This is a genomic window from Amycolatopsis sp. lyj-84 (assembly GCF_046549075.1).
In the GTDB taxonomy this organism is placed as follows: Bacteria; Actinomycetota; Actinomycetes; order Mycobacteriales; family Pseudonocardiaceae; genus Amycolatopsis.
The window spans coordinates 176,512-197,970 of record NZ_JAJPWO010000006.1 but is presented as its reverse complement, the minus strand read 5'-3'; the positions used below and the strand labels follow the sequence as shown (position 1 = coordinate 197,970).

The 21,459-nt window shown below is 69.4% G+C and carries 20 protein-coding genes; 4 read left to right on the top strand and 16 right to left on the bottom strand.

Going from position 1 to position 21,459, the window contains the following annotated elements:
• Positions 1-106 precede the first annotated feature (106 nt).
• The 6 genes from secF to ruvC all read right to left on the bottom strand — a co-directional run bounded on the left by secF (position 107) and on the right by ruvC (position 6,057).
• On the bottom strand, positions 107-1,312 hold the full coding sequence (gene secF, locus ACLJRM_RS20450; RefSeq protein WP_101607365.1) for a protein translocase subunit SecF: 1,206 nt from the start codon (positions 1,310-1,312) through the stop codon (positions 107-109).
• Positions 1,309-3,000, bottom strand: coding sequence for a protein translocase subunit SecD (gene secD, locus ACLJRM_RS20445; RefSeq protein WP_168214301.1), 1,692 nt, complete (start codon positions 2,998-3,000; stop codon positions 1,309-1,311). Before secD ends, secF begins: the two co-directional genes overlap by 4 nt.
• A gap of 232 nt (positions 3,001-3,232) precedes the next feature.
• On the bottom strand, positions 3,233-3,631 hold the full coding sequence (gene yajC, locus ACLJRM_RS20440) for a preprotein translocase subunit YajC (RefSeq protein WP_101607364.1): 399 nt from the start codon (positions 3,629-3,631) through the stop codon (positions 3,233-3,235).
• 145 nt (positions 3,632-3,776) lie between these two features.
• Positions 3,777-4,853: a Holliday junction branch migration DNA helicase RuvB gene (gene ruvB / locus ACLJRM_RS20435; RefSeq protein ID WP_101607363.1), complete on the bottom strand. Its 1,077-nt coding sequence runs from the start codon at positions 4,851-4,853 to the stop codon at positions 3,777-3,779.
• A gap of 8 nt (positions 4,854-4,861) precedes the next feature.
• Positions 4,862-5,461: a Holliday junction branch migration protein RuvA gene (gene ruvA, locus ACLJRM_RS20430; protein ID WP_410663975.1), complete on the bottom strand. Its 600-nt coding sequence runs from the start codon at positions 5,459-5,461 to the stop codon at positions 4,862-4,864.
• On the bottom strand, positions 5,458-6,057 hold the full coding sequence (gene ruvC / locus ACLJRM_RS20425) for a crossover junction endodeoxyribonuclease RuvC (protein ID WP_101607361.1): 600 nt from the start codon (positions 6,055-6,057) through the stop codon (positions 5,458-5,460). The genes ruvA and ruvC overlap by 4 nt, the downstream gene beginning before the upstream one ends.
• 88 nt (positions 6,058-6,145) lie before the next feature.
• Between ruvC and ACLJRM_RS20420 the strand changes: the two genes are divergently transcribed.
• Positions 6,146-6,592 carry a cupin domain-containing protein gene (locus ACLJRM_RS20420; protein ID WP_410663974.1) on the top strand — a complete coding sequence of 149 codons (447 nt, stop codon included), beginning with the start codon at positions 6,146-6,148 and terminating at the stop codon, positions 6,590-6,592.
• Between the two features lie 395 nt (positions 6,593-6,987).
• Here ACLJRM_RS20420 and ACLJRM_RS20415 read toward each other — a convergent pair whose 3' ends face one another.
• The 5 genes from ACLJRM_RS20415 to ACLJRM_RS20395 form a co-directional block, all read right to left on the bottom strand.
• Positions 6,988-7,518, bottom strand: a complete 531-nt coding sequence (locus ACLJRM_RS20415; RefSeq protein ID WP_410663973.1) for a DUF4262 domain-containing protein — start codon at positions 7,516-7,518, stop codon at positions 6,988-6,990.
• A gap of 151 nt (positions 7,519-7,669) precedes the next feature.
• A complete protein-coding gene (locus ACLJRM_RS20410) occupies positions 7,670-8,419 on the bottom strand; it encodes a YebC/PmpR family DNA-binding transcriptional regulator (protein WP_101607358.1) in 750 nt (249 codons plus the stop codon).
• Between the two features lie 49 nt (positions 8,420-8,468).
• On the bottom strand, positions 8,469-9,098 hold the full coding sequence (pdxT, locus tag ACLJRM_RS20405) for a pyridoxal 5'-phosphate synthase glutaminase subunit PdxT (protein ID WP_101607357.1): 630 nt from the start codon (positions 9,096-9,098) through the stop codon (positions 8,469-8,471).
• 54 nt (positions 9,099-9,152) lie between these two features.
• Positions 9,153-9,473, bottom strand: coding sequence for an AzlD domain-containing protein (locus ACLJRM_RS20400; protein WP_101607356.1), 321 nt, complete (start codon positions 9,471-9,473; stop codon positions 9,153-9,155).
• A complete protein-coding gene (locus ACLJRM_RS20395) occupies positions 9,473-10,186 on the bottom strand; it encodes an AzlC family ABC transporter permease (protein WP_410663972.1) in 714 nt (237 codons plus the stop codon). The genes ACLJRM_RS20400 and ACLJRM_RS20395 overlap by 1 nt, the downstream gene beginning before the upstream one ends.
• A gap of 68 nt (positions 10,187-10,254) precedes the next feature.
• Here ACLJRM_RS20395 and ACLJRM_RS20390 point away from each other — a divergent pair, with 68 nt between their 5' ends.
• Positions 10,255-10,821: a helix-turn-helix domain-containing protein gene (locus ACLJRM_RS20390; RefSeq protein WP_101607355.1), complete on the top strand. Its 567-nt coding sequence runs from the start codon at positions 10,255-10,257 to the stop codon at positions 10,819-10,821.
• On the opposite strand, the gene ACLJRM_RS20385 is transcribed toward ACLJRM_RS20390, so the two are convergent.
• Positions 10,822-12,213 carry an APC family permease gene (locus ACLJRM_RS20385; protein ID WP_101607354.1) on the bottom strand — a complete coding sequence of 464 codons (1,392 nt, stop codon included), beginning with the start codon at positions 12,211-12,213 and terminating at the stop codon, positions 10,822-10,824.
• 142 nt (positions 12,214-12,355) lie between these two features.
• Between ACLJRM_RS20385 and ACLJRM_RS20380 the strand changes: the two genes are divergently transcribed.
• The gene (locus ACLJRM_RS20380; protein ID WP_410663971.1) at positions 12,356-12,967 is read left to right on the top strand and encodes a TetR/AcrR family transcriptional regulator; all 612 of its coding nucleotides are present in this window, start codon (positions 12,356-12,358) and stop codon (positions 12,965-12,967) included.
• Positions 12,964-14,028: a P1 family peptidase gene (locus ACLJRM_RS20375; RefSeq protein ID WP_410663970.1), complete on the top strand. Its 1,065-nt coding sequence runs from the start codon at positions 12,964-12,966 to the stop codon at positions 14,026-14,028. The genes ACLJRM_RS20380 and ACLJRM_RS20375 overlap by 4 nt, the downstream gene beginning before the upstream one ends.
• Before the next feature lie 29 nt (positions 14,029-14,057).
• On the opposite strand, the gene ACLJRM_RS20370 is transcribed toward ACLJRM_RS20375, so the two are convergent.
• The 4 genes from ACLJRM_RS20370 to ACLJRM_RS20355 form a co-directional block, all read right to left on the bottom strand.
• A complete protein-coding gene (locus ACLJRM_RS20370) occupies positions 14,058-16,760 on the bottom strand; it encodes a BTAD domain-containing putative transcriptional regulator (protein WP_410663969.1) in 2,703 nt (900 codons plus the stop codon).
• A gap of 88 nt (positions 16,761-16,848) precedes the next feature.
• Entirely contained in the window at positions 16,849-17,349 is a 501-nt protein-coding gene (locus ACLJRM_RS20365; protein WP_410663968.1) for a peptidase inhibitor family I36 protein, read from the bottom strand.
• A gap of 139 nt (positions 17,350-17,488) precedes the next feature.
• Positions 17,489-19,306, bottom strand: coding sequence for a proprotein convertase P-domain-containing protein (locus tag ACLJRM_RS20360; RefSeq protein ID WP_410663967.1), 1,818 nt, complete (start codon positions 19,304-19,306; stop codon positions 17,489-17,491).
• Positions 19,307-19,373: 67 nt separating this feature from the next.
• Positions 19,374-21,323: a S8 family serine peptidase gene (locus ACLJRM_RS20355; protein WP_410663966.1), complete on the bottom strand. Its 1,950-nt coding sequence runs from the start codon at positions 21,321-21,323 to the stop codon at positions 19,374-19,376.
• Positions 21,324-21,459 lie beyond the last annotated feature (136 nt).

Below are 21,459 nucleotides of genomic sequence, written 5' to 3'. Positions count from 1 at the left end.
CTGCTCTCGGATTGTGTGTTCGGCCGTCCCCCGACGCAATGAACGGGACTTTCATTGCAAATTTTGCAATGAAAGTCCCGTTCATTACACGCTTGGAGCGAGCCGGTTACCTCTTGCGCTTGCCCTGCGGACGGCCCTTGTGGGCCGCCTTCTGGTTCCGCGCCGGGACGCTCGCCGCGGCGGCGTACGCCTTCTCCTTGCGGAGTTCGGCGGACAGCGCGTCCTCGTCGGTCGGGTCGAAGTCGTCGTCGCGATCGGCGGCCTTGCGGGCCTGGTTCGCACGCCGCGAGGCGACCCGCTCGGCCTGCTGGCGGAACTTCGGATCGCGCATCTTGAGGTCGACCAGCAGCGGGGTGGCCAGCGCGACCGACGACAGCACGCCGACGATGGTGCCGGTGAGCTGCACCAGCGCGAGGTCCTGCAGCGTGCCGGAGCCGAGCAGGATGTACCCGACCACGAGCAGGCCGAGGATCGGGAGCATCGCGATCAGCGCGGTGTTGAACGACCGCATCAGCGTCTGGTTCAGCGCCAGGTTGGCCGCCTCGCCGAAGGTACGGCGGGTGAGCCCGAGCAGGCCGCGCGTGTTCTCGCGGACCTTGTCGAACACCACCACCGTGTCGTAGAGCGAGAACCCGAGGATCGTCAACAGACCGATCACCGTCGCCGGCGTGACCTCGAAGCCGATCAGCGAGTACACACCCGCCGTCACCACGATGTCGTGCAGGAGCGAGATCAGCGCCGCGGCGGCCATCCTGGTGTCGAAGTACAACGCCAGGAACAGCGTGACCGCCAGGAGGAACACCCCGAGCGCGATCAGCGCCTGCCGCGAGATCTCCCCGCCCCAGGACGCGCTCACCGCGCTGTCACTGATGGCCTGGACGCTCGGCTGACCGTTGGTGCCGATCGGGCCCAGGTCCCGGAACAGCGCCTGCTTGATCTTGGAGACCTCGGCCGCGTCCAGGGTGTCCGAACGGAGCTGGATGGTCGACGAGACGCCGCTGCCGACCTTCTGCGCCTCGTCGGCCGGACGGCCGAGTGCCTCGGCGAAGACGTCCTTCGCCTGTTGCTCGCTGATCTGCCCGTTCTTGCCGTTGGCGGGCATCTGGATCTGGGTGCCGCCTTCGAAGTCGATCCCGAAGTTGAACCCCTTGATCCCCATCGACGCGATGCAGACCAGTACCAGCGCGCCGAAGAAGATGTACCAGCGCTTGCGCTTGCCGACCACGTCGAACGCGCCCGTGCCCACGTAGAGGCGACGGAAGATGCTCTCGCGCTTACCCGCGGTGGTGGTGTTGTCGTCGACCACGGTCACGCCTCCTTGACGTTCGGGCGGCCGGCGGCCGGACGGGCCGCCTTGCGCTCCGAGCCCACCTGCTGGACGGCACCGAGGCCGAGGTTCTTCGGGTTGGACAGGAACTTCGACTTCGACCGGGACACCATCGCGACCAGCGGATGCGTCACGAGGTAGACCACGACGAGGTCGAGCACCGTCGACATGCCGAGCGTGAACGCGAAGCCCTTCACGTCACCGACGGCCAGCCAGTACAGGATGGCCGCGGCGAGGAAGCTGACCGCGTCCGACGCCAGGATCGTGCGCTGGGCACGGGACCAGCCTCGCGGCACCGCGGAGCGGAATGTCCTGCCCTCGCGGATCTCGTCCTTTAATCGTTCGAAGTAAATGACGAAGGAGTCCGCGGTGATACCGATCGCGATGATCAAACCGGCCACGCCGGCGAGGTCGAGGGTGTACCCGATCCACCGCCCCAGCAACACCAACACCGCGTAGACGAGCGAGAACGCCAAGACCAGGGACAAGATCGTCAGCACACCGAGCAAGCGGTAGTAGAACAAGCAGTAGATGAAGACGATCAGCAGGCCGATACCGCCGGCGATCAGGCCCGCCTGCAGCGAGGCGAGACCCAGCGTCGCGGACACCGTCGTCGCGTCCGAGGACTCGAACGACAGCGGCAGCGAGCCGTACTTCAGCACGTCCGCCAGGTCCTTCGCCTCGACCTGACTGAACCGGCCGGTGATCTGGGTCTGGCCGCCCAGGATCGCGGACTGGATGGTCGGCGCGGAGACGACCTGCGTGTCGAGGACGAACGCCGCCTGCTTCTGGGTGTTCTTCGAGGTGAAGTCGCCCCAGATCCGGGAACCGTCGCTCTTGAAGTTCAGGTTGACGACCCACTGGGAGTTCTGGGTGTCGTAGCCCGAGGAAGCGTCGGAGATCTCGGTTCCGGGGAGGAACTCCGGCTCCAGCAGGTACTTCGCGGTGTTCTTGTCACCACAGGCGACCAGCGGCTTGTCGGTGAGGTCGTTGCCGACCAGCGGATCCGACACCTTGGGGTCGCAGTTGAGGGCCGCGAAGGCCTTCTCGGCGGCCGCGGCCTGCTTCGCCTGGTCCGTCGAAAGCAGATCGGGGTTCTGCCGGAGACTCCGGGCCTCCTCGATCTCCTTCTTGGTCTGCTCGTCGGCGTCGCCGGGCTGCTGCTGCGGCGCTCCGGCGGAACCACCGCCACCGTTGGCCGGGCTGCTCGGCGGAGCACTCGCGGACGGGGCGCCCGAAGACGCGGGCGGGGCCGAAGACTGGGGCGGGGCCGACGGCTGCGGAACCGGGGTCACCGGCTGCGACGTCACGACCTTCCGGAAGCCCAGCTTCGCGGTCTTGCCCAGGGTCTTGGCCTGGTCGCCCTGTTCGCCGGGGACGGTGATGACGACGTTGCTGCCGTCGAGGACGACCTCGGTGCCACCGACGCCGATACCGTTGACCCGGCGCTCGATGATCGAGCGGGCCTGTTCGAGGGACTCTCGCGGAGGGTCGCCGCCGTCGGGATTTCGGGCGGACAGGGTGACCCTCGTGCCGCCTTGCAGATCGATGCCGAGTTTCGGCGTCGGCTTGCCGCTACCGGTGAAGAACACCAGGGCGTACAGCGCCACCACGATCAGGGCGAAGAAGGCGAGATAGCGTCCCGGGCGGAGATGCCCGGCCGGTGCGGCCACTGTGCTTCGGTCTCCTCGGACGGACTGGGTTTTCCCCAATGGACTTGGCTGTTCACTCACCGGACGGGAGTCCGGTGGTACCGCGAACCTGCCTCGACGACGATGCCCGGTGAACGGGCACGACTATGACGACGGACACGCACGCAGCACCGAGACACTACTCGGTGCTGCGTGAGCCCGGCGTTGCCCCCGCACCTACGAAAGTCTGGTGTCGGGGATGGCCTTACAAGAGCTACTTCTTGCCGTGCTCCAGCGGAGGAGCGATCTGCGCGCCCGACTTCTCTTCGACGCGCTCGTCGTCCTTCGACTCGATGGCAGGCTCCTCGACGACGGCCTCGTCGTCGATCGTCTCGTCGTCGGTCTCGACGACCGGCTCGACCTTCTCGCGAACGGCCTGGCGGAGCCAGGTGGTCACGACACCGGGAGCGATCTCGAGATCGATCGTGGTGTCGGCGGAGGCGTCGGCGACAGACGCGTAGAGACCGGAGGTGGTCATCACCCGGTCACCGGGAGCAAGACTCGAGAGCAGCTCCTGCTGCTTTGCCGCCGCCTTCTTCTGCTTACGGGTGCCCATGACGAGCGGAATCGCCACAACGAGCATCAGGAGCAGCGGCAGCAATAACTGGTTCATGATTCTCCATTTCGAGCGGACGCCGCGCGGTGCGCTGTTTTGTCCGATTTGGCGGGGTGTGCTCTACCCGAGTGTGCCAGGTGCCAGCGGAAACTCCACCACCACCCGTCGTCACCACGGGCCCCGGACCGCGTGAGCGGCCCGGTCATTCCTGGTCGAACAGGTTCGGGCCACCCTGCTCACCACGTGTGGCACCGGCCGGAGCCGGCAGGCCGAGGTGTTCCCAAGCGGCCGCTGTGGCGACCCGGCCGCGAGGAGTGCGGGCGAGCATACCGGCGCGGACCAGGTAAGGCTCACACACCTCTTCGACGGTGGTCGGTTCTTCCCCCACCGCGACGGCCAGCGTGGACACGCCGACCGGGCCGCCTCCGAAGGACCGGACCAGTGCCGTCAGCACCGCGCGGTCGAGCCGGTCGAAGCCCAGTTCGTCGACGTCGTAGACCTCCAGCGCGGCGCGCACGACCTTGCGGGTGGCGTGCCCGTCAGCGCGAACCTCGGCGTAGTCGCGTACCCGGCGCAGCAGCCGGTTCGCGATCCGGGGTGTGCCGCGGGACCGGCGGGCGATCTCCGCGGAACCGTCGCGGTCGATCTCGATCTCCAGAATCGTGGCGGCCCTGCGCACGACGAGGTCGAGTTCGCTGTCGGTGTAGAACTCCATCTGGCCGGTGAAACCGAACCGGTCGCGCAGCGGACCGGTCAGCGAGCCGGACCGCGTCGTGGCTCCGACCAGCGTGAACGGCGCGATCTCCAGCGGGATGCTGGTGGCGCCGGGCCCCTTGCCGACGACGACGTCGACGCGGAAGTCCTCCATCGCGAGGTACAGCATTTCCTCGGCGGGCCGGGCGATCCGGTGGATCTCATCGATGAACAGGACGTCGCCGGGCGCCAGGTTGGACAGCATCGCGGCGAGGTCGCCCGCGCGTTCCAGTGCGGGCCCCGAAGTGATCCGGATGGCGGCGTTGAGTTCGGCGGCGACGATCATCGCCATACTCGTCTTGCCCAGTCCGGGCGGGCCGGAGAACAAGACATGGTCCGGCGGGACACCCCTGCGGCGTGCACTCTCCAGGACGAGTTCGAGCTGCTCACGGACTCGTGGCTGGCCGATGAACTCATCGAGTTTACGCGGGCGAAGCGTGGTCTCGACCTCGCCTTCGCCGGTCTGTGGCAGCGCCGAAAGCGTCTCGTCGTCGGCCTCGAAATCCGTCACGGCCTCATAGTCCATGTGGCGAGCTACCGCTTACGCCCGAGGGTGGCCAACGCGGCGCGCAGCACGGAGGACGTCGTGTGGCCATCGCCCTCGCTGAGCACCTTGTCGACGGCCTGTTCGGCCTGCTTGGCCGGGAAGCCGAGACCCGCGAGCGCCTCGACGACCTCGCCCCGCAGCACGCCGGGCGCGGTGACCACCGGCGAACCGTCGGTCGGGCCCGCGAGCGCGGTGACCTTGTCACGCAGTTCGAGCGTCAGTCGCTCGGCGCCCTTGCGGCCGATGCCGGGCACCTGGGTGAGCACGGTGATGTTGCCTTCGACCAGCGCGGACCGCAGCTTGTCGGGGTCGAGGACGGCCAGCGTCGCCAGTGCGAGCCGCGGGCCGATCCCGGAGACCGTCTGCAGGAGACCGAACAGTCCGCGGGCGTCGGCGTCGGCGAAACCGAACAGCGTCAAGGAATCCTCGCGGACCACGAGCGCAGTGTGCAGCATCGCCTGCTCGCCGCGGCGAAGCGTCGCGAGAGTGGCGGGTGTGGCCTGGACGGCGAAGCCGACTCCCCCGACCTCGATCACGACGTGGTCTAGGCCGATGGAGAGGATTTCTCCGCGTACCGAGGAGATCATCGAGCCGCTCCCTGCGTTTTGGCTTCGTGTTTTTTGGCGCGCTGTGCCGCGGCGGCGAGCCTGGCCTTGTGGTTCTTGGCGATCTCGGCCGCCCTGGCCTCGGCTTCGGCGAGCCGGACCCGCATCGGTTCGCGCCACAGGTGGCAGATGGCGAGCGCGAGCGCGTCCGCGGCGTCCGCCGGATGCGGTTTGACCTCGAGGCCGAGCAGCCGCATGACCATACCGGTGACCTGGGCCTTGTCCGCGCGGCCGGAGCCGGTGACGGCCGCCTTGACCTCACTCGGCGTATGGAACACGACCGGCAGCCCGCGTCTGGCCGCGGCGAGCGCGACGACACCGCCCGCCTGCGCGGTACCCATGGCGGTGCGCACGTTGTGCTGCGCGAAGACGCGCTCCACCGCGACGGCCTCGGGCTTGTAGCGATCCATCCACTGCTCGGCGGCGTCGGAGATCCCCAGCAGGCGCACGGCGAGATCCGCGTCGGGAGGGGTCCGCACGACGTCGACGGCCACGGCGCGGACGGTGCGGCCCGTGCCGCCGTCGACCACCCCGAGCCCGCACCTGGTCAGACCGGGGTCGACCCCGAGTACCCGCACGCTTTTCCTCCGCTGCTCCGGCTTCCCTGGCGAACATCAGTTCGAGGTCCCGAGGCTACCCGGAGCTGCCTCCGGGCAAGATGAGGACATGCCGAGCTTCGACGACTTCGCCGCCCATCTGGGCCTCCAGCCGCTTCCCGTGGAAGGCGGCCGCTTTGCGCAGAGCTGGCGCGACGAGACCGCTTCCGCGATCTACTACCTGCTCGTTTCGCCGGAGACCTCGGCTCCGCACCGGCTGGACCGGCTGGAGATCTACGCGCACCACGCTGGTGCCCCGATGCGGATGCTGTTGCTGTTCCCGGACGGGCGGATCTCGCGGCCGGTGCTCGGGCCGGACGTCGCGGCCGGTCAGCGTCCACAGGTCGCGGTGCCCGCCGGGGTGTGGCAGGCGTCGGTGAGCGCCGGCGAGTGGAGCCTGGCCGGGACGGTGGTGGTGCCGCCCTATACGGACGACTGCGTGGAGTTCCGTTCCGCGGCGGCGCTTGCCGCGGAGTGGCCGGAGGCGGCGGAGGACCTGGCGCCCTGGCTGGGGTGAGCGCGCGTTCAGTCCTCTGGATGCGCCTTTCGGGCCGGACCACGGTGTCTCTTTGCGAGGTAACGCGTTCGTGGACGGCCTGCGTGATGTCTGCCCCGGGGCGACGGCACCAGTGGCGAGTCGTGTGATCTCTCAGCGTCTGATGTTCCCAATGTCGCATTCGAGACGCTCAGCGACTCAAATGCGACATTGGGAACAGGAGCGGGAACCTCGGGAGCCAGGAACGCACCTCTGCCTCAGCAACCTCACCAGCCACGACGAAGCCGCGGGAACTCGACCTTCGCATCTTCCCGGGGTGAGCAAGGGCCGCCTGGGCCGAGTGGGGCGGGTTGGTCGTGAGTGACGATTCGGGTTAGAACCCGAATCGCCACTCACGACCACGTGAGCGAGAGACCTCAGGGACCGTCGACGCCCGGCGTCCAGCTCTCCGGGTCACCGGATTCGGTCAGCACCGGCTGGTGCCGGTCGAACCCCTCCGGCGCGTCCGGATGCCAGGGGAACTGCCCGTCCGGCGTGGCGACGATCAGCTGCAGCGCCGGGAAGTCCCCGTCCGGGTAGATCAGGAACGCGCTCCCGAAGTACTCGGGATAGTGCCCCTTCGCGACCCGTTCGAAGACCACCGGCGCGCCCTCGAAGAAATCGTCATAACGCTTGCCGACCTCGAAGATCTCGCCGGCGGCCGCGCGGTCGACGTAGGCGTCGAGCAGGACCGGCCCCATGTGCTCGGGCAGTCCGATCACGACCGCTTCCGCGACGCCGTGCAGCGCCCACGCGCACGTGGTGAAGCAGAAGTTCGCGTCGTTCTCGTCGCCTTCGACCGCGATGACCGCGTTCCCTCTGGCCTGCGCCTGCGACTCGATCCACTGGACGAGTTCGGTTTCTTCGGCGGTGAGGGCGTCGGCTTCGAAGGTCGTCACGGGCGACATTCTGCCCCACGTCCGCGTCCGCACCTAGTCCCGGGACGATTTTTCCGCGGCATGGCGGGAAAAACGATCAGCCGACCTCGGCCATGACCTCGTCCGAGACGTGGAATCCGGCACAGTGCGTAGACGTTCTGCACGTCGTCACGAACGACCGTCAGCCGACCTCGGCCATGACCTCGTCCGACACGTCGAAGTTCGCGTATACGTTCTGCACGTCGTCGCAGTCTTCGAGGGCGTCGATGAGCTTGAAGACCTTCTTCGCACCGTCGACGTCCAGCGGGACGCTGACCGACGGCAGGAACGTGAGATCCGCGGACTCGTACTCGAAACCGGCCTCCTGCAAGGCTTTCCGGACCGGGACGAGGTCGGTCGCCTCGGAGACGATCTCGAAGTTCTCGTCGAGGTCGTTGACCTCTTCGGCGCCCGCGTCGAGCACGGCCATGAGGACGTCGTCCTCGGCGGCGTCACCCTTGGGCATGATCACGACGCCCTTGCGGTTGAACATGTAGGAGACCGAACCCGGGTCGGCGAGCGAGCCGTTGTTCCGGGTGAGCGCGGTCCGGACCTCCATGGCGGCGCGGTTCTTGTTGTCGGTGAGGCATTCGATCAGCACGGCCACACCGTTCGGGCCGTAGCCTTCGTAGGTGATGGTCTGCCAGTCGGCGCCACCCGCTTCTTCACCGGCGCCGCGTTTGCGCGCGCGCTCGATGTTGTCCTGCGGGACCGAGTTCTTCTTGGCCTTCTGGATGGCGTCGTAGAGCGTCGGGTTGCCATCCGGGTCGCCACCGCCGGTCCGTCCCGCCACCTCGATGTTCTTGATCAACCGGGCGAAGAGCTTGCCGCGCTTCGCGTCCAGGTTGGCCTTCTTGTGCTTCGTGGTGGCCCACTTGGAGTGGCCGCTCATCTCTCCTCCATCTACTCCTGTGCCCGCCGCTGAGCACAGTGTCGGTTTACTAAGCCTGCCGCACGAGGTCGACGAACAGCCTGTGCACGCGCTCGTCCCCGGTGAGTTCGGGGTGGAACGACGTGGCGAGAACCGCCCCCTGCCGGACCGCGACGATCCTAGCGGCCGCGTCGTCCGACCCCGGCATTTCGGGGACACTGGCGAGTACCTCGACCCCGTCGCCCGCCTTTTCGACCCACGGGGCGCGGATGAACACAGCGTGCACCGGACCGCCTTCGATACCGGTGAAGTCGAGGTCGGCTTCGAACGAGTCCACCTGCCGCCCGAACGCGTTGCGCCGGACGACGACGTCGAGTCCGCCGAGTTGCCGCTGGTCAGGCCGCCCGTCGAGGGCCTGGCGGGCCAGCAGGATCATGCCCGCGCACGAGCCGAACGCGGGCAGTCCGTCCGCGATGCGTTCCTGCAGCGGTTCGAGCAGTTCGAAGCTCTCGAGCAGCCTCGACATGGTCGTCGACTCGCCGCCCGGCAGCACCAGACCGTCCACTTCGGACAGTTCGCTCGCGCGGCGGACGGGCAGGGCCCGCGCGCCGGCGCGCTCCACCATCTCGGCGTGCTCCCGCACGTCACCCTGCAGTGCGAGCACGCCGACCACCGGCCGTGCTCCCGTCGCGATCGCCACCCGACCTCCCGAAAGACCTTCCCGACAGCTTAGGCGTCCCGGGGAACGGCCAGGTCAGGGGACCCCGGCGAGCCGCAGCAGGGCGGCGGTCGCGGCGGCCGCGACGACGACCAGCGCGAACGGCGCCTTGCGCCAGGCGAGCACGCCGCCGACGAGGACACCGGCGGGCCGGGCGAATCCGGCGAACTCGTGTCCCTCGGTGAGCGCGGCGACCGCGACCAGCGCGGCCAGCAGCACGACGGCCGAACGCGCCATCAGCTTCTCGGCCTTGGGCGACACGGTGAACCGCGCCTTCAGCACCGGTCCGGCGAACCGGAAGGCGAAGGTCCCGGCGGCGAGCACGCCGCCCGCGATGATCAGGTCCATCGGGTCCATCAGTGCACTCCCTCGGGTTCACGTTCGGCGGGTTCCTTCGCGGCCACTCCGGCCAGCACGCCGACCAGTGCGAGCAGCACGGGCAGCCCGGCGGGCAGGAACGGCGTCGTGGCCAGCGCGACGGCCACGCCGAGGAACACCGGAAGGCGGGTCGCGCGGTCCTTCAGCGACGGCAGGACCAGCGCGAGCAGGACCGCCGGGAAAGCCGCGTCGAGACCGAAGGCGTCGGTGTCGCTGATCGCGGTCCCGGCGTACGCCCCGGCGAGGACGCCGACGTTCCAGCAGACGAACAGCCCGATCCCGCACACCCAGTACGCCGCCCGGCGCCGCTCTTCGTCACGCTGGGCCAGCGCGAACGCCACCGATTCGTCGATCATCAGATGGCTGCCGACGATCCTCGACGACCACCGCTTCCCCAGGACGTCGCCGATCGCGAAGCCGAACGGCAGATGCCGCGCGTTGGCGAGCAGGCCCGCCGCGACGGCCGCGAACGGGCTGCCGCCCGCGGCGATGATGCCGACGAACATGAACTGCGAGGCACCGGCGAAGACCAGCACCGAAAGCAGCATCGGCGCCCAGATCGGGAAGCCGGAGCCGACCGCGATCGCGCCGTAGGAGATGCCGACGATGGTGTCGGCGAGGCAGACCAGCCCGATGTCACGGAGAAGATCGCGCCCCAGGACACGAGTGGTTGTTCGCCATATCGAACGCATAGCATCATACAATGAACGAACGCACCCGTGTTCGTCAAGGCGAACAAAACGACCGATGGAGCGAACGCATGTCCCCGACCGCGTCCGACGGCGCACCCCTGGACGTCATCGCCACCTCACTGCGCCGGGAACGCGCCCGCACCGGGCTGTCCCTCACCGAGGTCGCCAAACGCGCCGGCATCGCGAAGTCCACGCTCTCCCAGCTGGAGTCCGGCTCGGGGAATCCGAGCGTCGAGACGATCTGGGCGCTGTGCGTCGCGCTCGACGTCCCGTTCTCCCGGGTGGTCGAGCCCGAGCGCCCCCGCGTGCAGGTCATCCGCTCGGGCAGCGGGCCGACGGTGTTCGCCGAACACGCCGACTACGCGTGCACGCTGCTCAGTTCCTGTCCGCCCGGAGCCCGGCGCGACGTCTACCTGATTCGCGCCGAGCCCGGGAAGCCGCGGCTTTCGGATCCGCATATGAGCGGCATCGTCGAGCACGTGATCCTCAGCGCCGGCCGTGCCAAGGTCGGACCGCTGGACGAACCGGTCGAACTGCTGCCCGGCGACTACATCTGCTACCCCGGCGACATCCCGCACATCTTCGAGGCGCTCGAGCCGGGGACGTACGGCGTGGAGATCGCGGAGTACACCTGATCAGGCGGACTCCTCCGCCTTCTCGTCGGCGACCTTCTCTTCGGTGACGTCCGCGAGCTTCCAGCCGCCCTTCCGCCGCAGCACCAGGAGGTAGTACCCGATCGACAGCAGGGCGACGCAGGCCGTGACGATCAGGCTCGGCCGTCCGACCGCCGGGTCGAGCAGGTTCTGGTAGACCACGAACACCAGGACGGCCAGCGCCAGCACCGGCGCGACCGGGAACCACGGCATCCGGTACTTGGCGTGCGCCGTCGCCCCGGTGCGGCGGCCGACGATCGCGCCGAGACAGAGCGCCGCGTAGACCGCCACGATCGACGTACTCGTCACCACCAGCAGCAGTTTCGGATCGACGAAGCAGAGCAGCGCGGCCACCAGGCCGGTGCCGACGGTGGCCACCCACGGCGTCCCGAACTTCGGGTGCACCGCGGACAGCGCGCGGTTGACCGGCGACGGCCACGCGCGGTCGCGGCCGCTGCTGAACAGCATCCGCGAGCTGATCAGCACGATCGCCAGCACCGCGTTGATGATCGCGAGCGCGACGGCCAGGCCGAGCACGGTGTCGAGCGTTCCGCCGCCGCGCGAGTCGATGAAGTAGGACAGCATGTTCTCCGAGGCGAACAGCGCGTTCAGGTCGGGCGCGCCGAGCAGGACCGCGGTCACCGGGATCAGTTCGGCGAGCACCGTGATGCCGAGTGCGAACAGGATCGCGCGGGCGATCCCGCGGGAGGCGTCCTGCGTCTCCTCGCCGAAGTACACCGCCGAGCCGTAGCCGTTGTAGGCGAAGATCGCGACCGACGTGGCGATCGCGATGGCACCGACCGTCGCCGGGCTCCCGTCGGAGGCGACCGGATGCGCGAGCAGCTCACTGAACGACCGCGCCGGGTTGAACAGCCCGAGCGCGCTGACCACGATCAGCGCGAGGATCTCGATGGCGAGGAAGACGCCGGTCACCCAGGCGTTGAGCTTGATGTCGAACACCCCGACGACGGCCGCGACCACGCAGGTCACGGCGGCGATCACCGGACCGGGCACGCCGGGCAGGAGCACGCCGAGATAGGTGCCGACGCCGAGCGCGATCACCGCGACGATGAGCACCTGCGTGATGATCATCAGGCCCAGTACGGCGAACCCTGGCAAGCGGCCGAGCGTGCGGGTGACGATCGCGTACTCGCCGCCTGCCAGCGGGAAGGCGGACGCGAGTTCGGCGTAGACGAAGGCCATGAACACGCCGACGACCGCGGCGGCCACGAAGCTGTAGAAGGCACCCGTACCGGCGCCGGAGATCACCCCCGGCGCGATGATGAAGACGGACGAGGCGGGGCTGATCGCGGAGAGCGTGATGAGCAGTGTGCCGAGGGTGCGCAGACCGCGGCGCAGGGCGGGAGTGGACACGGCCGACCTCCTACAAGGTGGGTTCCTTGAAGCTCCTTCGAAGAACTGTTGAGCACGCATCAAAGGCCCTTCACCGTGTGACGTCAAGACCTGATCCGGCTCAGGGCTTGCGTTTTTTGAAGAAGATTCAAAGAATGGAGGCATGGCGAGACCGAGCAAGGCACCGGAACGACGGGCCGAACTGATCGAGGTGGCCAGACGGGCCGTCCTCGAACGCGGCGTGCTGAACCTGCGGCTGCGGGACATCGCCGAGGGCGCGGGCCTGTCGTCGGGTTCGGTCCTGTACTACTTCCCCACCCTCACCGACCTGCTCCAAGAGGTGCAGCGCGAAGCGGTGGCGCGGTTCTGCTCGGAGAGGGAGCGGGCGGCGGGCGCGAAGGCGGGCCCGGTCGAGCGGCTGCTGTCGATGATCCGCAGCGGCCTGCCCACCGGCCCCGGCGACGAACTCTGCGTGCTGCTCTACGAGCTCGGCACCATCGCCCGCCGCGATCCCGTGTACGCCGCCCGGCACATCACGCTCTACGAGCAGCAGGTGCGGATCTACACCGGCATCCTCGAAGCGGGCGCGGCCACCGGCGAGTTCACCCTGACCGCGGACGCGGTGGCCATCGCACGGAACCTGGTCGCCCTGGAGGACGGCTACGGCCTGCACCTCACCCAGGCCGTGCCGACGCTCGAAACCGCGACCGCCGAAGCCATGTTGCTGTCCTACGTCCGCACCGCCACCACGAATCCCCTGGAGGACCGTTCATGACCCGCGCCCGCGATCTGGGTGTCCCCCTGCCCGGCCGGACCGGCGAGCACAACGCGCTCACCGACGTCCCCGGCGTCGAAATCGGCTTCACGACACTCGTCGAAGGCGAATCGGTGCGCACCGGCGTCACCGCCGTCCTGCCGCGTGGGCACGAGGACTTCGCTGTGCCCTGCGCGGCCGGGACGTACGCCCTCAACGGCAACGGCGAGATGACCGGTACCGCGTGGCTGGCCGAGACCGGGTCGCTGACCCTTCCGGTGCTGATCACCTCCACGCACGCCGTCGGCGCCTGCCACCGCGGCGTGATCGACTGGGTGGTGCGGGAACGGCCTGACGTGGCCGCCGAATGGCTGCTGCCGGTGGTCGCCGAAACCTGGGACGGCTACCTGAACGACAGCACCGCACCGACCATCCACAACGGACACGCCATCGCCGCCATCGACGCCGCGGCGGCCGGTCCCGTCAGCGAGGGTTCCGTCGGCGGTGGCACCGGGATGACCTGTTACGGCTTCAAGGGCGGCACCGGAACGTCCTCCCGTGTCGTGTCCTATGGAGACGACGAGTACACCGTGGGCGTATTGGTACAGGCCAACTTCGGCTCACGCCGCGAACTCACCGTCGCCGGTGAGCGGGTCGGGCTCGAACTGAGCGCGGACAATCCGTTGGAGGAGGCCTGGACGGCGCCGCCGGGGGCGGGCTCGGTCATCGTGATCGTGGGGACCGACGCTCCCCTGCTGCCCAGCCAGTGCACCTCGCTCGCGCGCCGGGTCCCGCTCGGTCTCGCCCGCACCGGCACCACGGGCTCGCATTTCTCCGGCGACCTCTTCCTCGCGTTCAGCACGGCGAACCCGGGCGCGCTCACCAGCCGGTTCCCGCGGACGGAGGAGGCCGAGTACGAGAACCTCCGGTTCGTTCCGTGGGGCAGGCTCGACCCGTTCTTCGAGGCCGTGGTTCAGGCGACCGAAGAGGCGGTGCTCAACGCCCTGTTCGCGAACGAGGAGATGACCGGCCATCGGGGTCACCGGGTCCCCGCGCTGCCGACGGCGCGCTGGCGCGGCTGAGCCCGGGGACCGGCGGGCCGCTACGGAGCTTACGGGGTGCCGATCAGCACCTTCCCGAGGGCCCGCCGGTCCCCCGCCATCGCGCGGGCCCGCCCGAGATCGAGCCGGACCCGCGCGGCGCAGATTTCGTCGGAAAGCGAGTCGAGCAGTTCGAGCGCGCGGCGCAGGCACGACATCGCGCTCCGCCGGTCCTGGCGCCGCAGATGCAGTTGCCCCCGCCTGCGCAGGACGAGCGCCGTGCGATGCGGGTCGCCCAGTTCGGCGCAGAGCCGCGCCGCCTTGTCCAGTTCCGCTTCGGCCTCGTCGAGCAGGCCGAGCTCGGCGCTCGCGACAGCATGCGACGTGTGGGCGTGCGCCATGCCGAGGACGTCACCGATCTCGCTGAAGAGGGCCAACGCCCGCCTCGCGGTCACGCGCGCTTTCTCGTGCCGTCCGGCCGAGCGGGCGAGAACGCAGAGCCCGGTCAGCGCCCTTGCCCGCCCCGCCGGGTCGCCGATCCGTTCACTGATCCGGCGCGACTCGGTGAACGCCTCGCCCGCTTCCCGGAAGTCGTCCCGGTACAGGTGGATCTGGCCGATTCCACGCAGCAGCGCGGCTTCCCCACGTGCGCAGCCCGACGCCCTCGCCGCCTCGAGCGCGCACCGGTGGCACCGGGACCATTCCGCGTACAGTCCACTGTGGTCGAAGTAGGACGCCGTCACGACCGCGAGTTCCCAGGCGAGTTCCCCGAGCCCGGCGTCCGCCGCGTGCGAGACGGCGGCCTCCAGCGCGGGAAGTTCGCTCTGGAACCACGGAAGCGGTTCGGTCACCAGCCTTTCGTCGAGCGAGGTCCTGGCCGCGTCACCCGGCTCCGGCCGCAACACGCTGCGGGACAGTCGATCCGCGGCCTTCTCCGCGAGCCAGAGCCATCCGCCGAGCACCCGTTCGGTCGCGTCCGCGCGGGCCCGTTCCGGCTCGGCCGCGACCTCCTCGACCGCGTACGCGCGCAGGAGGTCGTGCACGCGATAGCGGGGCACGCCGGTCTCCCGGGAGACCGGCTGGACCATGTGCCGGTGCCGCAGGTCTTCGAGCGCGCGGGCCGCGGTCTCGGGCTCGCCGTTGTCGGCCAGCGCGGCCGCCCAGGCGGGGAAATCGGCCGGGGGCAACAACCCCAGGCGGCGGAACAGCCGCTGCCGATCCGGCGCGAGCTGCCGGTAGCCGAGAGAAACACTGCCGCGAACGGCGAGATCCCCTGCACACAGCCAATCCAGCCGTCGCCGTTCGACGGAGAGCTCGCCCGCGGCGTCGGCGAGCCGCCAGCCCGAGTGGTCGCCGATCCGGCTGCCGACGATCCGCAAGGCCAGCGGCAGGCCGTCGCAGTGGTCGAGAACCCGTTGAGCGGCAACGGGATCCTCGTCGATTTCGGTGAGCTTCGCGAGCAGGGCCTTCGCGTCGCAGGGTGGCATGACGTCGAGCGGGACCTGGCGGCCGAGTTCGAGCCCGGCCAGGACGAACCGGCTCGTGACGAGCACCGCGCAACCACGGCCGGCGGGCAGCAACGGCCGCAGCTGGGCCTCACCGGCGGCGTCGTCGAGGACGAGCAGGACACGGCGCCCGTGGACCAGGCTGCGGAACAGGCAGGCGCTTTCGTCGATGTCGCCGGGGATCACCTCGGTGGGAACACCGAACGCGCGCAGGAATCCGGCGAGTACGGCCTCCGGCGACCTCGGCTCGGACGTGGTCCCGCGCAGGGCCGCGAACAGCCTCCCGTCCGGGTAGTCGTCCGCGACCTGGTGCGCGAGCTTGATCGCCAGCGTGGACTTCCCGATCCCACCGGCGCCGGTCAGCAACAGGACCGGCGGGGTGTCGCGGCCGTCGTCCTGACGCAGTTCCGCGAGCAGGTCCGCGATGAGCTCGTCCCGCCCGACGAAGTCCGGGATGCCCGGCGGCAGCTGGCTGGGCACCGCGGGCTCCTGGTACGCGGGATGTTCACGCGCCGCGCCGCCCTGGCCGTCACGCAGGATTTCGCAGTGCAGCGCACGGATCGCCGGTGACGGCTCGACACCGAGCTCGTCGACGAGCCTGCGGCGCCATCCGGTGTAGACGTCGAGCGCCTCGGCCACCCGGCCGGCGTGGGCGAGCGCGGTCATCAGCTGCCCGCAGACCCGCTCGCGGAACGGCGCCTCGGCGAGCACGTCACGGAGTTCGGGGATCAGCCGATCGTGCTCGCCGAGCTCGAGTTCGGCCTCGGCCCGGCCCTCCAGTGCTGCGAGACGTTCCTCCTCCCAGCGCGCGACGACCTCGGCCGCGGCCGGGATACCGGCGAGCACCGGCCCGCGCCACAGTTCGAGCGCGTCCCGGAACCGCTGGGCCGCCTCGCGATGGCAGTCACGCGCGAGGAGTTCGCGGCCCTGGGCGGCGAGGCAGGTGAACCGGCCGGTGTCGGTCTCCTCCGGTCGCGCGTCGAGCAGGTACGCCGCTCCCCTGGTCAGGATCGGCCCACCACCCCTGGGTGAACGCAAAGCCCGGCGGAGGCCCGATATCAGCCCTTGGACCTGAACTTTCGCCGAAATCGGCGGATTTTCACCCCAAAGCTCGTCGACGATCCTGTCGCGGGACACCGGACGGCCCGCCTCGATCAGCAGGAGCGCGAAGACCCGGCGTGCCTGCGGCGGGCCGAGTGGCAGATCCGTGCCCTGCCACTCGGCCGCGGGTTCACCGAACAAACGATAGAAATATGCTATTTCCTTCACCTTTTTCTCCCCCGTTATTCGAAACACCCCTGACCGAGAGTGTCAGAAATATCCGGGGGAAGCGTCCGGCATTCGAAGGAAAAGGCGCTCAGCAGGCGCTGGCAGAAGTGTAGATCCTGAGCGAGGACGCCTGGTCGTTGTCGGCGTTGCCGACATAGGACGACCGGGCGCCGGCCTGCATGCAGCGGCTGGTTCCGCTGCCGATGTTGTAGTACCAACGGGCGTCGACCCCACGCCGGTTGTACCAGGACGACATCTGGTCGTTGAATCCGTAATCGACGAGATTCTTCAGGCCCGCCGACTGGAACTGCAGCCGCCTGCCGACGAAATCACGATCTTGCCACAGGCACACGTAGTTCGCGGCGCAATCCCCGGGTGCCTTGGCCGAGAGCGACAGCGTGATTTCACCGCCGTTCCAGACGACCTCGTCCCCGGCGACCTTCCAGCCCGGAGCGAGCTTCGCCGCGTCGACACCGGCGGCCTTCAGCGTCGCCGACCCGTCCGAAGCGGCCGAGGCCGGTGACGCGACGAGCAGGGCCGCGACGGCGGCGGCTCCCAACGCCGTGGAAACGAACCGAAGAGTGCGCATTTCTCCTCCTTGATGCCGGCGTGCCTCGTGCACACCGGCATCAAGGTCCCGCGATGCGCTGTCCGACGGCTAAGCAGCCGGAAAGGGACCGCGGTCCGGCCGCTTAGGGCCGCAGGTCACCTGGTTCACGCGCCGTCGGTCAGAGTGCGAGAGACCATCGTTCGAGCGTGCCGGTGTCGCCGGGGCCGCCGTCACGGACGGACAGCGTCCAGGTCCCGGCCGCTCGTTCGGTGGTTTGGACGCGATAGGTGGTGGTGCCGGTCAGGGGATGGCACGTGTAGCCGCCGTAGCGGTGAAGCACGTGGTTCTGGCCGGAGGGGCCGGTGAGGGTGATGTCGAGATCTTCGATGCAGCTGTGACTCGCGTTGATGCTCACGGTGACCGGATCGCGGGTCGTTCCCGAGGCGGTGGAAGTCACCTTGCTGGCCGTGGTCTGGAAATCGCGGATCGGAGCGTTGGCGGTGGCGCTGAAGGTGCGGCCGGTGTCGTCGGCGCTGGTTTTCACGGTGACCGGCGCGCTCGCCGTCGAGAGGTTCCCGGCGGCGTCGACGGCTTTGACGGTGAAGGTGTAGCTCGACGCGGGGGCGAGGTCGCCGACGGTGGCCTTGGTGGTCGTGCTGGTCCCGGCGAGTGCGGTGCCGTTGTAGATCCGGTATCCGGCCACGCCCACGTTGTCCGTGGAGGCGTTCCATTCGAGGGTCGCCGTGCTCGAAGTGATGCCACTCGCGCGGAGGGACGCCGGGGCCGTGGGCGCTTGGCCGTCCCCGGATCCGCCCGCGGTGTGCAGGGTCAGTCCCCATTTGCCGAGTGCCTCGCCGACCGGCTGGAACAGGGATTGGTCGCGGGCGCCTCCCGGCGAGCAGGAGGAGTAGCCGCCGGAGTGAAGCCCGACAGCCCTGGTCCCGGCGAGCCAGGCCCCTCCGGAGTCACCAGGGAGCGAGCAGGCGGTGGTGTGGGTGATTCCTTCAAGGGTCGCCACGGTGTAGACGACCGTCTGGTCGACCGCGGTCACCTTGCCGCATTGCCACCCGGCGGTCACACCGGCGTGGCACACGGCCTGGTTGACCAAGGGTTCGGTGGCGCCGGTGACATCGACCGCGGGGCCGCCGTAGGTGTTCACCGAGGACGAGAGCCGCCATGACGACTCGGTGACGCCGACGAGTCCCATGTCTCCTTCGCGGCCGAAGACGCTGTGTGTGCCGCCGACGTTGGACGTGCCGATCCTGTTCTGTTGCCCGTCATTGCCCCAGGCCGGCTGATCCACGTCGTTGGTGCAGTGCCCGGCGGTCAGGAAATGCCTGCCGCCTCCGCTGTCGGTGGCCGGGAATCCGATCGAGCAGTTGGCTTCGCCGCCGGGAAGCCACCGGCCGCCGGGCCGCACGTCGCCGCCTTGCGGTCGTGGGCGTTCGGCCACGTAGGTGATGCGCACCCCGTCGCCGAGCCCGGCGACGTCCTTGCCGAACTTTTCGCTGCTCCGGTCGCGTGCGGCGGCGGTGATCCGCACGGTGACGGTGTCCGTGACCGGATCGATGCCCCAGCCGGTCAGGCCCGGCACTCCCCCGGCGGCGAGACGGGCGACTTCCGCGCTGAGCCGCTTGAGTTCCGCGCGGTCTCGGGTGACCTTCACCGGTGTGGCGCCCGACGCCGCGATCCGGGCCGCGGCCTGATCATCGGTGACGGCGACCAGGAGCCTTCCGGTCGCTTCGTCGAGCCACGAGCCGGGGCTCTGTTCGCGGATCCACGCGGGCAGGGTGCGGTTGATCTCTTCGGCCGCGTCCTGCGCGAGAAGACGCGAGGCGGCCGCGTCATGGCTGATCCCGAGGTCGCGGGACAGCGCGTCGAGCATCGTGGCGGGCGGGGAACCAGGCGGTGGCGCGGGGAGCACGGCCCCGGCCGGTAGCGCGGTCAGGGCGAGGGTGGCTGCGCTGAGGAGCGCGGCGAGAGCGGGTGTGCGCATGGTTGTCTCCTGGGAGCGGGCGGAAGGAGCGGGGTCCCCGGGGATGAGAGGACCCCGCTGGTCTCGGTCAGCGGCGGGTGATGCGGATGTCGTCCACGCCCGCTTCGACCAGGCTTCCGCCCGCGGCGTCGGCGGCCTCGACCGAAATCCGGATCGTCTTGCCCGCCAGCGCGGTCAGGTCGGCGGTCGCGGTGGACCACTGCGCGGCGGTGTCGGCGGAACCGGTCTTCTTGTCGAGCAGGACGGTCGTGCCTTCAGCAGTGACGGCACAGACGCGGAGGTAGTCAGCGCCCGCTGAGTTCGCCAGGTAGCCGAGGTACCACGACAGGGAGACGGACAGCTTTCCGTTGGCGGGCAACTGGATCGGAGCGGACAGCGCGCTGGTGACGCCGCCGTCGAGGTCGTTGTCCCCCACCGCCGCGCCTGCCGCGGCGCCGGTGACGAGGGCGCGTGTGCCGCTGGTGGTGTCACCGCGCTGCATGGTCAACGAGTTGAAGTTCGTCGCGGCGGGGTCGGCCACCTCGAACCGGCCTGCGGTCGCCGTGTCGGAGCCGGCGGGATTGACGCTCCAGCCTCCCGCGGTTTCGAAGTCCGTGGAGTAGACGGGAGTCTCGGGTTCCGGCTCGGGGTTGGTGCCGCCGGACACCGCGGCGAGGGCGTTCGCGATGCCTTCACCGAAGTGCGAGTTCTTCGCCGGGGTGCCGGTGCAGCGGGAATCGCCGGACGGACAGGGGGTGTCGATCGCCTGGGTCAGCAGCATCGTGCGCAGCTGGTCGGGGGTGGCTTGGGGATGTGCCGAGGCCAGCAGGGCCACGACACCGGCGGCGTGCGGCGAAGACGCGGACGTCCCGTTGAACGTGGTGTAGCCGCCGCCCAGCGCGGTGGTGTTGACCATCGCGGAGCCTTCGCCGCCGGGAGCGGTCAGTTCGACCGTGTCGACGCCGTAGTTGGAGTAGTACGCCAGCTTCTTGTCGATCGTGTCGGCGGTGACCGAAACGGCGTTCGGCAGATCGCCGGGCAGGAACAGGCCGGGCTCGTTGTCGAGGTTGGTCGAGTAGTTCCCCGCCGCCGCGACGGTGACCGAGCCCTTGCCCCGGGCGTAGTCGACGGCGCGCTGGACGCCTTCGATCACCGCGGCCTGGTCGGGGTCACCGGGGTTGTTGAACATGATCGGGTCGACGTAGTAGCTGTTGTTGGTGACCTCGAAACCGTGGTCGGCCGACCACATCAGGCCGCAGACCACGTTCTCCGGGAACATGTTCCCCGACGGTTCCATCACCTTGACCGCCGCGATCCGCACGTTCGGGGCGACACCGACGACGCCCTTGCCGTTCTTCGCGGCCGCGACGATTCCGGCGACGGAGGTACCGTGCCCGGCGGCGGGCGCACCGGGATCGGGTTCCCACGCGCCGGGTTTGGTGTCGGGCCTGCCGTAGAGGCAGGACACCGAGTTCGCGGCGTCGAAGTTGTCCCGCAGGTCCTCGTGGGTGCCCTGCACGCCGGTGTCGAGGATGCCGACGGTGACGTTCCGGCTGCCCGGGTTGATCGCCCAGGCCTTGTCCGCGCCCATCTGCTGCATGTTCCAGTCGACGGGCTCGGCGGGAGCGGCGATCGACTTGCCCAGCTGGGGTTCGAGGAAGCGGCGCGCGGCCGAGTTCCGGTCCGCGGCCGCCGGGCGGGTGCCTTCGACGGGCACGTCGTAACCGGCGCGGGTGTCACCGACTTTCTGGACGCCGGAGACCTTCCGCATCTTCGCGGCGAAGTCGTCGGCACCCGAATGCGCGAGGACGACGCCGATCGGCGCGTAGCCCGCCCGGACCTGCCCGCCGTTGTCGGTGACCGCCTTGGTGACGGCGTCGATGCCGCCGGGAGTGGTCAGCACCAGGTAAGCACGCACGCTCTCGTTCGCCGCGGAGGCGGTCAGCGATGCCGCGGACGACCCTTGGGTGGACACGGCGGTGACCGCGACGGCGAGCGCGATCGTGGCCGCGATTCTCGTCCGGGAACTTCGGATCATGGTGGGGAACCTCCTCGATGAAACGTCCGTTCATCTCGGCACCTGACGATCCGCAGTGCGGGCGGGGACTTCAATCCGTGGCGGCACGCAGGAAAAGGTCTCGTTCCACGCACTAAAACGGCAGCCGGATCGGCAG

Excerpts from the sequence above, each read along its gene's own strand:
- ruvB (WP_101607363.1), bottom strand. The coding sequence starts at position 4,853 with ATGGACTATGAGGCCGTGACGGATTTCGAGGCCGACGACGAGACGCTT.
- ACLJRM_RS20420 (WP_410663974.1), top strand. The coding sequence starts at position 6,146 with ATGCCGAGCTTCGACGACTTCGCCGCCCATCTGGGCCTCCAGCCGCTT.
- ruvA (WP_410663975.1), bottom strand. The coding sequence starts at position 5,461 with ATGATCTCCTCGGTACGCGGAGAAATCCTCTCCATCGGCCTAGACCAC.
- ACLJRM_RS20395 (WP_410663972.1), bottom strand. The coding sequence starts at position 10,186 with ATGCGTTCGATATGGCGAACAACCACTCGTGTCCTGGGGCGCGATCTT.
- ACLJRM_RS20380 (WP_410663971.1), top strand. The coding sequence starts at position 12,356 with ATGGCGAGACCGAGCAAGGCACCGGAACGACGGGCCGAACTGATCGAG.
- ACLJRM_RS20410 (WP_101607358.1), bottom strand. The coding sequence starts at position 8,419 with ATGAGCGGCCACTCCAAGTGGGCCACCACGAAGCACAAGAAGGCCAAC.
- ACLJRM_RS20355 (WP_410663966.1), bottom strand. The coding sequence starts at position 21,323 with ATGATCCGAAGTTCCCGGACGAGAATCGCGGCCACGATCGCGCTCGCC.
- ACLJRM_RS20360 (WP_410663967.1), bottom strand. The coding sequence starts at position 19,306 with ATGCGCACACCCGCTCTCGCCGCGCTCCTCAGCGCAGCCACCCTCGCC.
- ACLJRM_RS20365 (WP_410663968.1), bottom strand. The coding sequence starts at position 17,349 with ATGCGCACTCTTCGGTTCGTTTCCACGGCGTTGGGAGCCGCCGCCGTC.
- ACLJRM_RS20390 (WP_101607355.1), top strand. The coding sequence starts at position 10,255 with ATGTCCCCGACCGCGTCCGACGGCGCACCCCTGGACGTCATCGCCACC.
- ACLJRM_RS20375 (WP_410663970.1), top strand. The coding sequence starts at position 12,964 with ATGACCCGCGCCCGCGATCTGGGTGTCCCCCTGCCCGGCCGGACCGGC.
- ACLJRM_RS20415 (WP_410663973.1), bottom strand. The coding sequence starts at position 7,518 with ATGTCGCCCGTGACGACCTTCGAAGCCGACGCCCTCACCGCCGAAGAA.
- yajC (WP_101607364.1), bottom strand. The coding sequence starts at position 3,631 with ATGAACCAGTTATTGCTGCCGCTGCTCCTGATGCTCGTTGTGGCGATT.
- ACLJRM_RS20400 (WP_101607356.1), bottom strand. The coding sequence starts at position 9,473 with ATGGACCCGATGGACCTGATCATCGCGGGCGGCGTGCTCGCCGCCGGG.